Source organism: Luteibacter sp. 9135, assembly GCF_000745005.1.
Lineage (GTDB): Bacteria > Pseudomonadota > Gammaproteobacteria > Xanthomonadales > Rhodanobacteraceae > Luteibacter.
This window is the reverse complement of the sequence record NZ_JQNB01000001.1, coordinates 1,041,573-1,053,730: the sequence shown is the minus strand read 5'-3', so window position 1 is coordinate 1,053,730 and position 12,158 is coordinate 1,041,573. Positions and strand designations below refer to the sequence as shown.

Genomic DNA, 12,158 nt, shown 5'->3' with positions numbered 1-12,158 from the left:
CGTTTCAGGGTTCCGCGGTGTTTCCGGGGAAGGCTTCCTTGTCCACGTCCAGGTGGCTTGCCGCCAGCGCCACCTGCGTGCGGTTGGACACGCCCAGCTTGCGCATGATCGCCGTCATGTGCGCCTTCACCGTGGCTTCGGAGACACCCAGGTCGTAGGCGATCTGCTTGTTGAGCAAGCCCTCGGCGATCATGCCGAGCACACGAAATTGCTGCGGCGTGAGTGACGCCACGCGCGCGGCGACCGCCGCCTCGTCGGGCTTGAGCTCCACGTTGCCACCGACCAGCTGGTGCGGCAGCCACACGTCGCCGTCCAGTACGGTACGCACCGCCTCCACGATCTGTTCGACAGAGGCCGACTTCGGGATGTAGGCAGACGCACCATGCCCCAGGGCGCGACGCGCCACCTGCGCTTCCTCGTGTCCCGAAACCACCAGCGTGGGCAGCCCCGGGTACTGGCCGCGGATATGTGCCAGCGCGGAATAGCCGCGTGCGCCCGGCATGTGCAGATCCATGAGCAGCAGGTCCGCGTCCGGCAACGATTCGATCAGCGCGAACAGCGCCGGCACGCTGTCCGCCGTGTGCACGACGGCATCGGGCAACGCCGCCAGCACCGCGCGCTGCAAGGCATCGCGGAACAGCGGATGGTCGTCGGCGATGAGGACGTCGGCCATCAGCGACCGCGACGACACGGGCGGCCGGACATCACCGGATCAACCGCTGGTCGACCAGGTTCTGCACGACGCCCGGGTCTGCCAGCGTGGACACGTCGCCCAGCTGGCCGGGCTGGTTCTCTGCGATCTTGCGCAGGATGCGCCGCATGATCTTGCCCGACCGCGTCTTCGGCAGGCCCGGCGCCCACTGCAGGTGATCCGGTGCGGCGATCGGACCGATCTCCTTGCGCACCGCGGCCACCAGTTCCTTCGCCAGCTCGTCGCTGCCACTCTCCCCTGCCTTCAGCGTGACGAAGGCATAGATGCCCTGGCCCTTGATGTCGTGGGCGCAGCCGACCACGGCCGCCTCGGCGACCTTGGCGTGCGACACGAGAGCGCTCTCCACCTCGGCGGTGCCGATGCGATGACCGGATACGTTGATCACGTCGTCCACGCGACCGGTAATCCAGTAGTAACCGTCCTCATCGCGGCGTGCGCCGTCACCGGTGAAGTAGTTGCCGGGATAGGTCTTGAAATACGTGTCGATGAAACGCTGGTGGTCGCCGTACACCGTGCGCATCTGGCCCGGCCACGAATCGGTGATCACCAGGTTGCCGCTGGCCGCGCCTTCCTGCGGCCGGCCCTCGGCATCGACGATGGCCGGCACGATGCCGTAGAACGGCGTGGTGGCGGAGCCGGGCTTGAGGGCGGTGGCACCGGGCAGCGGCGTGATCATGAAGCCGCCGGTCTCGGTCTGCCACCAGGTATCGACGATGGGACAGCGCGATTCGCCCACCACGCGGTGGTACCAGTTCCAGGCTTCCGGGTTGATCGGCTCACCCACCGTGCCCAGCACGCGCAGGCTCTTGCGCGAGGTTTTCTTTACCGGCTCGTCGCCCTCGCGCATCAGCGCGCGGATGGCGGTGGGCGCGGTGTAGAACAGCGTTACCTTGTGCTTGTCGACCACCTGCCAGAAGCGGCTGAAGTCCGGGTAGTTGGGCACACCGTCGAACATCACCACGGTGGCGCCGTTGGCCAGCGGGCCATACACGACATAGCTGTGGCCCGTGATCCAGCCCACATCGGCCGTGCACCAGTAGATGTCGTCCTCGCGCAGGTCGAAGGTCAGCTCGTGCGTGAGGCTGGTATAGACCAGGTAACCCGCACTGGTGTGCAGCACGCCCTTGGGCTGGCCCGTGGAGCCGGAGGTGTACAGGGTGAACAGCGGATCTTCCGCGTTCATCGCCTCGTACGCGCACTCCGCGGACTGGCCTTCCATCAGCGTGTGGTACCAGCGGTCGCGCGGCGACTGCATGTGGATGGCGCCGCCGGTGCGGCGCACCACCACCACGGTATGCACGCTGTTGGTATTCGGGCGGTTCAGCGATTCGTCCACGTTCGCCTTGAGCGGGATCTTCTTGCCGCCGCGACACCCTTCGTCGGCCGTGATGACCAGCTTGGCGCCGGAGTCGGCGATGCGTGCCGCCACGGAATCCGGCGAAAAACCGCCGAACACCACCGAGTGCACGGCGCCGATGCGTGCGCAGGCCAGCATGGCCACCGCCGCTTCGGGAATCATCGGCAGGTAGATCAGCACGCGGTCGCCCTTGGCCACGCCCAGGTTCTTCAGCGTGTTGGCGAACTTGCAGACCTCGGTGTGCAGCTCGCGGTAGGTCAGGCTGCGCGACTCGCCGGGGTCGTCACCCTCGAAGATGATGGCGGTCTTGTCGCCGCGCGTCGCCAGGTGCCGGTCGAGGCAGTTGGCGGACACGTTGAGTTGGCCGTCCTCGTACCAGCGGATGTGCAGGTCGGCCGGGTCGAACGAGATATCCTTGATTTTCTTCGGCGGCACGATCCAGTCGATCCGCGTGGCCATGTCCTTCCAGAAGCCTTCCGGGTCCTGCACGGAGCGGGCGTAGTTGGCCTCGTAGTCGGCCTTGCCGACGCGCGCGGTGGCGGCGAAGGCGGGATCGACGGGATGGATGTCGGACATGCGTGCTCCTGTAAGGACGGCGTTGGGGCTATGAGGGGAAGTTTATCCCCGCCACGCGACCCCAGGGGTCGCACCAGCTACGACTTTGGTCGAGTTTCGACCTTTGGCGAATGGAACCCCGGCCGTAACGGCCACATGCTCGCGCTGCCAATGGTTGGGGAGACCATGATGAAGACGAACCGTTACGGTGGCCGCAAGGCCATCGCCCTCAGTGTCGCCTGTGCCCTCATGCTGCCGATGGTGGCGGTGCCGGACCTCGCCCACGCCCAGTCGCGATCGAAGAAAACCACGAGCCGCGAGGCGGCGCTGGAGTCGCGGGTCAACCAGCTCGAGCAGCAGCTGGCGGAACTGAAGGCGATGATCCAGGAGCAAAAGACGCAGACCACGGAGGCCGCGACCACGGCCCAGGCGGCGCAGGCGCAATCGCAGCAGACCGAGGAGAAAGTGGCCAAGGTCGAGAAGGTGGTCGCCACCGTCCCGGCCAAACCGGCCTTCACCACGGGCACCGCGCCCGGGGTATCGCTGGCGCTGCACGGTTTCATCAACGCCAGCGCCTTCACGCAGAACAAGGCCTATACCTACGGCAACGGCGCCAACTCGGAGTATCCGATCCCCGCCGGCGGCGCGAATCGCGCCGATGGCCGTGTGAGCGGCGTGGACGTGCGCAACACGCGCTTCTGGCTGGACTTCACCGGGGCAAAGTTCAACGAGAACTGGGCCGGCAGCGGCCGCATCGAGATGGATTTCTTCGGTGGCTTCAACGGCACCGGTGCTTATGCCGGCTCGCAGCCGGAGCTGCGTATGCGCCAGGCGTACATGGATATCGCCAACGCCAGCACCGGCACCACGTTCCGCATCGGCCAGATGTGGGACCTGATGTTCCCGCTGGATTACATCCCGCAGTCGCTGTCGCATATCGCGTTTCCGCTGGGCTACGGCAGCGGCGTGATCGGCTGGCGCTTCCCAGGGGCCATCTGGATGCAGGAACTCAACCGCGGTTCCGAAGGCACCAAGTGGCGCTTCGACATGGCGGTGCTGCAGGGCAGCTGGAACGGTCCCGGTGCCAACGCGACCACTAACTACCAGACCGCCGGCAACGCGGGCTTCAAGCCGCAGGTGGAAGCCCGCCTCACCGCCAAGGGCGGCAACTGGCAGGCCTTCGTGGCCGGGCATTACAGCAAGGTGGACCTGCACGGCGTGGATGGCCTTACCGCCACGCCGATCAAGAGCAACCTGAAGAGCACGGCGGTGGAACTGGGCGGCCTGTGGACGCCCGGCAAGTTCATCTTCAAGAGCGTGGTGTACACCGGCAATGCGATCGGCGAACTGTTCGGCGACCTCTCGCAGTTCGGCGACATCAAGGACAAGGGCGGCTACCTGCAGGCGGGCTACAAGTTCGACCCGCACTGGACGGTGTATGCCTTCGCCTCGGTCAGCAAGCCCGACGAGAACGACGTGCTGCGCTGGCGCGCGGCGAACACCCCCGGCCTGCTGAAGAGCCGCCAGAAGGCGGCCAGCCTGCAGTACACCACGGGCCCGTTCGACTTCAGCGTGGAGTGGATCCACGCCAACCTCGACTCGACCACCACCAACGGCCTGGGCCGGCAGAAAACCGCCGGCAACGAACTCACGCTCAACGGCAACTACCGGTTCTAAGGGGAGCGACATGGCGACTACCGCAAGCGGCCTGCGTGCCGACGGCAGCATTGGCACCAGCCACCGGCGCGTGATCTTCGCGTCCAGCCTGGGCACCGTGTTCGAGTGGTACGACTTCTACCTTTACGGCTCGCTGGCCGCGCTGATCGGCAAGCAGTTCTTCACGGGGTTGAACGAGACCAGCCAGTTCATCTTCGCCCTGCTTGCGTTCGCCGCCGGCTTTGCCGTGCGTCCGTTCGGCGCCATCGTGTTCGGTCGCATCGGCGACCTGATCGGGCGCAAGTACACCTTCCTGGTCACCATCCTGATCATGGGCACCTCGACGTTCCTGGTCGGCGTGTTGCCCGGTTATTCGACGATGGGCGTGGCCGCGCCCGTCTTGCTCATCCTGCTGCGCCTGTTGCAGGGCCTGGCCCTGGGTGGCGAATACGGTGGCGCCGCGACCTACGTGGCGGAGCACGCGCCGCCGGGCAAGCGCGGGCTGTACACCAGCTTCATCCAGATCACCGCCACGTTCGGCCTGTTCCTCTCGCTGCTGGTTATCCTTGGTACGCGACTGGGCCTGGGCACCGAGGCGTTCGAAACCTGGGGCTGGCGCATTCCGTTCCTGCTTTCCGCGGTGTTGGTCGGCGTATCGGTCTACATCCGCCTGCAACTGCACGAGTCGCCGGTGTTCCAGCAGATGAAAGCCGAGGGCAAGCAGTCCAAGGCGCCGCTGACCGAAGCCTTCGGCCAATGGAAGAACCTGCGGCTGGTGATCCTGGCACTGTTCGGCGCCACCGCCGGCCAGGCCGTGGTCTGGTACACGGGCCAGTTCTATTCGCTGTATTTCCTGACGCAAAGCCTGAAGATCGACGGCACCACCGCCAACCTGCTGATCGCCGGCGCGTTGCTGATCGGCACGCCGTTCTTCGTCTTCTTCGGCTGGCTGTCCGACCGCATCGGTCGCAAGCCGGTGGTGCTGACCGGTTGCCTGATCGCGGCACTGACGATGTTCCCGATCTTCAAGGGCCTGACCCACTTCGGCAATCCCGCCGTGGAAGCCGCCGCCGCGGCCGCACCGGTGATTGTCACCGCCGATCCGGAAGCCTGCACCTTCCAGTTCGACCCGGTGGGCAAGAAGACCTTTACCAGCTCGTGCGATGTCGCCAAGAGCGTGCTGGCGAAGAAGGGCATTCCGTATACCAACGCCGCCGCACCCGCGGGCACGCTGGCCACGGTGAAGATCGGCGACGCGGTGATCGAATCGTTCGAGGGTGGCAGCCTGGACAAGGCGGCCTTCACCGAGCAGAGCAAGGCGTTCACCGCGAAGGTCGCCGCCCAGGTGAAGACGGCGGGATACCCCGAGAAGGCCGACCCGGCACAGGCGAACTATCCGATGCTGGTGCTCCTGCTGGCCATCCTGGTGCTCTACGTCACCATGGTCTACGGGCCCATCGCCGCGTGGCTGGTGGAGATGTTCCCGACGCGCATCCGCTACACGTCCATGAGCCTGCCGTACCACATCGGCAACGGCTGGTTCGGCGGCTTCGTGCCCACCATCGGCTTCATGCTGGTGGCGTGGAAGGGGGATATCTACTACGGCCTGTGGTATCCGGTGGCCGTGGCGTTGATGACCTTCGTGATCGGATTGTTCTTCATGCGCGAGACCAAGGATGTGCCGCTGGAGGATTGACGGTCTGGCGGGCGGTGGCCTGGCAGCCCCGCCCGACCTTGGCTCGCTTTCGGCATTCTGCGAACCGTATCCCGACTTCTGAGACGAAAGAGGCGTACATTTGTACGCATGTCGACACCTATCCCCCTGTTCCGCAAGCACAAAGGCCGCGGCGCCGCCTCCAACCCGGAAGGCCGGTTCGAGTCCGTGCGGTACCACGCCGAGGACGACGGCTGGGCGCGTGAAGAAGATGCGCGTCGCCCGGTCACCGAGGTGCGCGAGGAACTCGCCCGCAGCGTCATCACGCGCAACGACTCCCCGGACATCGGGTTCGACCGCGCCACCAATCCCTACCGGGGTTGCGAGCACGGCTGCATCTACTGCTACGCCCGGCCGTCGCATGGCTACCTCAACCTGTCGGCGGGCCTGGATTTCGAGACCAAGCTGTTCGCCAAGAGCAACCTGGCCGACGTGCTCCGCCACGAGCTGGCGCGCAAGAACTACACCTGCCAGCCGATCAACATCGGCAGCAACACCGATCCTTACCAGCCGATCGAGAAAACCTGGCGGCTCACCCGCGCGGCGCTCGCGCTGCTGGACGAGTGCAACCATCCCTGCACCATCGTCACCAAGAACGCGTTGATCGAACGCGACCTGGACATCCTCGTGCCCATGGCCGAGCGCAAGCTGGTGCAGGTGTTCATCTCGATCAACTCGCTGGACAACAAGCTGGCGTCGAAGCTGGAACCGCGCGCGAGTGCGCCGCATCGGCGGATGCAGGCGGTGAAGACGCTGCGCGATGCCGGCGTGCCGGTGGGTGTGCTGGTGGCACCGATCATCCCGGCACTCAACGAGAAGGACGTCGAAGCGATCATCGAGCAAGCCGGTGCAGCGGGGGCGAATTCGATCGGGTATACCTGCGTTCGTTTGCCGCACGAGTTGAAGCAGCTGTTTCGCGAGTGGCTCGAGTTGCATTACCCGGATCGGGCGGCGCACATCATCAGCCTGATTCAGCAGATGAATGGTGGTAAGGATTACGACAGCAATTTTGCGACGCGCATGCGCGGGCAGGGGGTGTTTGCGGACATCATTCGGAAGCGGGTGCAGGTGGCGACGCGGAAGGCGGGATTGGAACGGGCTTGGGATACGGTGTTGAATACGTCGGCGTTCGTAGCACCCCGGGCGCACTCGCCGCAGGGGGAATTATTTTAGCCGAGCGAAAGTCGAAACGCTTAAGAACATAGCACGCTATACCTCAACTTCCAGCGTAGCGTTTAAAGTTTTTTAACTTCTCAAACTAGCCGCGTGAAAGACATTTCAGCCAATGGGGGATAAATAATCAATGTGATAAAAACGATTCCGCATTTAATATCGAGTCAAGCCGACGAACTTATTAACGGTGCTTACGTTGTTTGCCCGATCCGAAACTTAACTACCTAAGCGGACCTGCAGAAGCGATCATTATTGGTAGATGATCGCAATGTATGTAAAATTTGCCGGTAATGGTTGTTGTGCAAGCAATAATTCGAGCAAGATTGGATCGAAGGGGAAATTCCACATGGCTTTAGGAAGCGTTATATACCGTATCGATGAATACAAGTCTTCTCGACAGTCGGTCTCGTAATTGCTTATGCTAGATAAATGCTGACTACGTAATGGAAGTCTTATGCGTAAATCAATAGATTATTCATTTTAAATCCTGGCCTGAGGAATAGGGGATAATGTAATGGATGTACACGAAACTGACGCAATAGATAACGTGGCTGACACATCTGCAGACTCGCCTAAGGTAGAGCACAATTTAGCTCTCCAATCACTGGATGCTCTAAAGCAACTCGCTGGAAAACGTCGTTCCTACGAAGACCTTAGTCGATTTTTGAAATCACGTCTGGGGGAAGTTGCCAATTACACTTTATTGTTAGGAGCAGGATGCTCAGTATCATCCAACGTACGTAGCGCAAATGCATTAGTAGAAATATGGCGCCGGGAAATATTCACAAGGTTATGCCCAGGTATCGAATACCTACGGGAGGAAGCGATAGACTTCCTGACCAAAAAACACGGTGTTTGGTATAACCCTGCAAAAGAATATTCATCATTATTTGAAAAAAACTTTGATCTCCCGCGCCAGCGACGTATGTTCGTGGAGCAAGAGGTTTCAAATAAGGCGCCAAATCTTGGATACGCCTATCTTACTCGACTTGTAGAAAATCATTTCATCAACACTATATTCACCACAAATTTTGATGACTTACTGAACGAAGCATTTTTTCGATTTTCGGATACCAGGCCGCTGGTTTGTGCTCATGATTCTGCCGTAAGTAGCATTGCAGTAACATCAAAACGCCCGAAAATCATTAAGCTTCACGGGGATTATCTATTTGACGATATAAAGGCGACGGTACGTGAGACCGAGTCTTTAGAAGAGAATTCACGTCGAAAGCTTATCGAATTCGGAAGGGAATTCGGGATGATCGTTGTTGGATACGGCGGCGGTGATCGATCTGTAATGGATGTGCTTCAATATTTACTAAGAAGTGAGGATTACTTTAAGCACGGTGTGTATTGGTGTATTCGAAAAGGAGATCCGCTTAGCGACGACTTACTAAAATTGCTCTGGCGAGATCGAGTTTATTTTGTAGAAGTTGATGGCTTTGACGAGCTGATGGCTCAGCTTTATCACGATCTAATCGGTAAAGATCTACCTATCGACACAAGTTCAATTACTCAAAAGCCTCAGGCGATCATTGATGGTTTTTGTGAGAACGAGTACCTCCAAACCTCAGCAAGCGCCGTGATCACGAACGATCTCGAGCGTCTACGGAAGCAAAGAGATCGTGAAGAGTTGCTTACACTTTTCCGTACTTCTAAGCAGAACAGTCGATCAGAAGGCGGTCTTGATGACTCATTAAGCGATGCCGAACTTGCAACAGTTCTACAAGTAAAAGAACTTATATCTGCTGGAGAGTATGGTAAGGCGCGCGTCAGGGTAAAATCCGAATTAAATATAGCAAAGGCAGCCAGATTCCGAGAGGAACTGAACGGGTTGCTGATTGTCATCGAAGAATACTCCGGAGATATAAACTCCGCAGTCGCAGTCGTTGACGGAATGATTCAAGATGATCCTAACAACGTCGCGAACGTGATGCGTAAAATCAGTTTAACATCTTCGCGGGAGGATTCACTGAGGCTTCTTGATAAAGCTGTTGAATATTTTTCCGAAGATTTCGTAGTATTTAATAAAAGGATTGACGTTAACGTAGAAGCATATGAGTCTACACCCGAAGTAGAACGCGAACGTTTATATAATAAGATTTCGTCCGACTTCTTAAGATCTATTGAATTAGAACCAGGCCCACGAAATTACTCTTGGTCGACCATGGCTTCTTTCTATGGCGATAAAAATCCAACATTCGATGAGGCGAAGGTCCGACTCGATTCACTTATAGAACAGACGGCTTCGTTTGGAAAGACGTCACTCCCACACATGTCTTTTCGCCAAGCGAGAATCAAGATCGAGGAGTCGGACTCGCCAACTGCGCTTGAGGAAACCTTTTGGAAAGATATTGACGGTGCAATCAAGCGCGCGAGCAAAGCCGATCATGCAGACATGGTGTGGTTTGGCGTCGAGGCGGCCAAGGATCTTTGGCGTTTGGACACCCTCGCACGTAGGGTTGGTGAGGCTGAGCGCGACACAAGCCTAAGTTCTACTCCCGAATTTCTGCGCTATAAGGGCGATCTCCAAATTAAGCTTCATGGTGATGCGGTAGGAGCCGCGAAGCTTTTCAGCGAGGCGCTTGCAAAATCAAGGCGAGCTAGCCGTATCCTCGAATTAGCAAAGTGCTACGGGTTTCTCTCAGATTCTAAGGCGATAAGTGCTCTTCTCGAAGCTCATGGGAACGTGCTCAAACCTGCAGATCGCTTGAGAATCGAAGTAGAAAAATATGAAGCCGAAAAAGATTACGAGCGCTGCCTCGCTAAGGTGCGAGAGCTTTCGGATATAATAGGACGTGACTACGATCAGATAATTGCAGAAACACATCTTCTGCTGCTTCTCCGTAGATATTCTGACGTTATGGCCATGGCGAAAAAGTCGTTGGACAATGCCAACTGGAGTAAAGCCAGTCACGGCCCGCTAATTATTAATTACGAGTTGGCGGCTCTACGACAAAATCAGGGACACAACAAGCAACGACTCGGTGAACTGGCCGAATATCATCGCTCGCCCGAAGTGCGGATATGCGCGTATTACATGTTACGCAATGAGTCTCGAGCACGGAGTTTGATGACTGAACAAATTAAACGTGATAGAGAAAATGGTTTTAGGTTCGGGCGTTGGGCAATATTCTCGGATGACCACGGACGGTCATTATTCACCGGTGTCCTAAGGACAGCGGGTGGCGACTAAGATCTCCGCTAAGGGTCTAATCTAACATTGTTAGAGGCGGTGAGCTGGTTTGAACACAACTAGCAAGCGGGTGTAGGTGGCGACGTGGAAGGCGGGGTTGGAGCGGGCTTGGGATACGGTGTTCGATACGTCGGCGTTTGGCCCGCCTAGAATTGCCTCACCGCAGGGGGGCGTGGTTTTGATGGCATCGGCAGCATCTAGGCGATCGGTTCCGAAATCTCAATGAGGTTGAGGTCCGGATCACGGACGTAGATGGACCGGATCTTCTGCGTCGCCCCGGTCCGCTCGACCGGGCCTTCGACGATCGGCCACTTCAATGCGTCCAGGTGGGCGATGACCTCATCGAGCGGGATGCTGGCCATGAAGCACAAGTCCAACGCGCCCGGGACGGGTAAATGGGCTTTGGGCTCGAACTCATGGCCTTTCACGTGCAGGTTGATCTTCTGATTTCCGAACAGGAACGCCACGCGATCGCCGCGGAACGTTTCCTTCTTCATCCGCAAGACGTCGACGTAGAAATGTGTCGTTGCCTCCGGGTCGGTGCAGGTAAGGACGATGTGGTCCAGGTGATCGATCATGCTGCGGTGCTCCTGTATGTGGCTGCCCAGCAAGGGCGATGAAAGCGATGTTACTGGCTATCCCTGAGCGGCCCATACGTGGCCCGGTAACTGCGCGGCACGATGAACGGCATGGTCAGGCGGCGAATCGCATAAGGAAGTCCCGCCGCCTTGGACAACCGATCGGTCATCGCCTTCACATGTGCGACGCGCTGCATCCGCTGCTGGCGAAAGCGGTCGCCGATGCTCGCTGGATCGTCCACATCCGCAACGAGTGCGGCAAGCGCAAGGCTGTCTTCCATGGCCAATGCCGCGCCCTGTGCCCAGACCGGTGCCGTCGCATGCGCGGCGTCACCGATGAGCATCACCCGGCCTTCGTGCCAGCGGCTCTCATGCACTTCCTCGAGCGGCGAATGATGCAGATGCTCGGGATGCGACAGCGCCCAGTCGAGAGGCTTGCGCGCCCGCTCCGGAAAACGGGCGAACGTGCGTCGAAGGTGTTCATGGTCGTCGGCTGCCGTGTCGGCTTCGCTGACGGTTACCCAGCCGTATACGGTCACGTCGTCGACGGGCAGCAAGAGGATCATTCCGTGCCTGCCTGTCCAGAACGTCCATCCATCGATACCCGGGTTCGGCGCCATGAAACGCCAGCTGGCCGAGGCGATGCGCGCCGACTGGCTTTCGGAGTTACCCATGATCGATTCGCGCACCGTGGAATGAACGCCATCCGCGCCGATCAAGAGGCGTCCGGACAGCGTCTCACCTGTGGCCAGTTGCACGTGGACAGCGTCCGCGTCCTGCGTGATCGCGGTGACGGCGCTGCCGAAACGGCCACGGTCGCTCGGCATCCCTTCTCCCAGCAAGGCCACGAGATCGGCTCGGCGCACCGCGCGGGGACGCATCGCCTCGCCCCAGAAGGCGTCCTCATCAATGGCGGCCAGCAGGCGATCGTCCTCGGCACGGTATTCCCGCCGACGCACCGGGTGGCCGATCCGACCGATGCCCTCGCCCAGCCCCAGCCGGGCAAGCGCCGCGATGGCATTACCCGGCAGATTGATGGCGAGGCCACCATCCACCGACTGCATCCGGCGCTCGATGACTGTCGAGCGCACGCCGTGCTGCTCCAGTGCGCGCCACGCCGCGAGGCCGGCAATACCCCCGCCCGCGATGAGAATATCTTTGGTGGGCTTTATCGACATCGATCGTTCTCTGCTCGAGCGGCACGAAGCCAGGGGGCG

At 59.7% G+C, this 12,158-nt stretch carries 8 protein-coding genes; 4 read left to right on the top strand and 4 right to left on the bottom strand.

Going from position 1 to position 12,158, the window contains the following annotated elements; all coding sequences use genetic code 11:
* Positions 1-4: 4 nt before the first annotated feature.
* Both FA89_RS04625 and acs read right to left on the bottom strand, forming a co-directional pair.
* Entirely contained in the window at positions 5-673 is a 669-nt protein-coding gene (locus FA89_RS04625; protein ID WP_036138653.1) for a response regulator transcription factor, read from the bottom strand.
* A 31-nt stretch (positions 674-704) separates the two neighbouring features.
* Entirely contained in the window at positions 705-2,645 is a 1,941-nt protein-coding gene (acs, locus tag FA89_RS04620) for an acetate--CoA ligase (RefSeq protein WP_036138652.1), read from the bottom strand.
* Positions 2,646-2,813: 168 nt separating this feature from the next.
* On the opposite strand from acs, the gene FA89_RS04615 reads away from it, so the two are divergent.
* The 4 genes from FA89_RS04615 (at position 2,814) to FA89_RS19525 (ending at position 10,363) form a co-directional block, all read left to right on the top strand.
* Positions 2,814-4,301 carry a hypothetical protein gene (locus FA89_RS04615; protein ID WP_036143680.1) on the top strand — a complete coding sequence of 496 codons (1,488 nt, stop codon included), beginning with the start codon at positions 2,814-2,816 and terminating at the stop codon, positions 4,299-4,301.
* Positions 4,302-4,311: 10 nt separating this feature from the next.
* A complete protein-coding gene (locus FA89_RS04610; RefSeq protein ID WP_036138651.1) occupies positions 4,312-5,976 on the top strand; it encodes an MFS transporter in 1,665 nt (554 codons plus the stop codon).
* A 108-nt stretch (positions 5,977-6,084) separates the two neighbouring features.
* Positions 6,085-7,167 carry a PA0069 family radical SAM protein gene (locus FA89_RS04605; RefSeq protein ID WP_036138649.1) on the top strand — a complete coding sequence of 361 codons (1,083 nt, stop codon included), beginning with the start codon at positions 6,085-6,087 and terminating at the stop codon, positions 7,165-7,167.
* 514 nt (positions 7,168-7,681) lie between these two features.
* Positions 7,682-10,363 (top strand): SIR2 family protein, encoded by a 2,682-nt coding sequence (locus FA89_RS19525; protein ID WP_081916350.1) that lies wholly within the window; start codon positions 7,682-7,684, stop codon positions 10,361-10,363.
* Between the two features lie 197 nt (positions 10,364-10,560).
* Here the strand turns inward: FA89_RS19525 and FA89_RS04595 are convergent, their stop codons facing one another.
* Both FA89_RS04595 and FA89_RS04590 read right to left on the bottom strand, forming a co-directional pair.
* Positions 10,561-10,941, bottom strand: coding sequence for a VOC family protein (locus FA89_RS04595; RefSeq protein WP_036138645.1), 381 nt, complete (start codon positions 10,939-10,941; stop codon positions 10,561-10,563).
* 50 nt (positions 10,942-10,991) lie between these two features.
* The gene (locus FA89_RS04590) at positions 10,992-12,119 is read right to left on the bottom strand and encodes an FAD-dependent monooxygenase (protein ID WP_036138642.1); all 1,128 of its coding nucleotides are present in this window, start codon (positions 12,117-12,119) and stop codon (positions 10,992-10,994) included.
* Between the last annotated feature and the right edge of the window lie 39 nt (positions 12,120-12,158).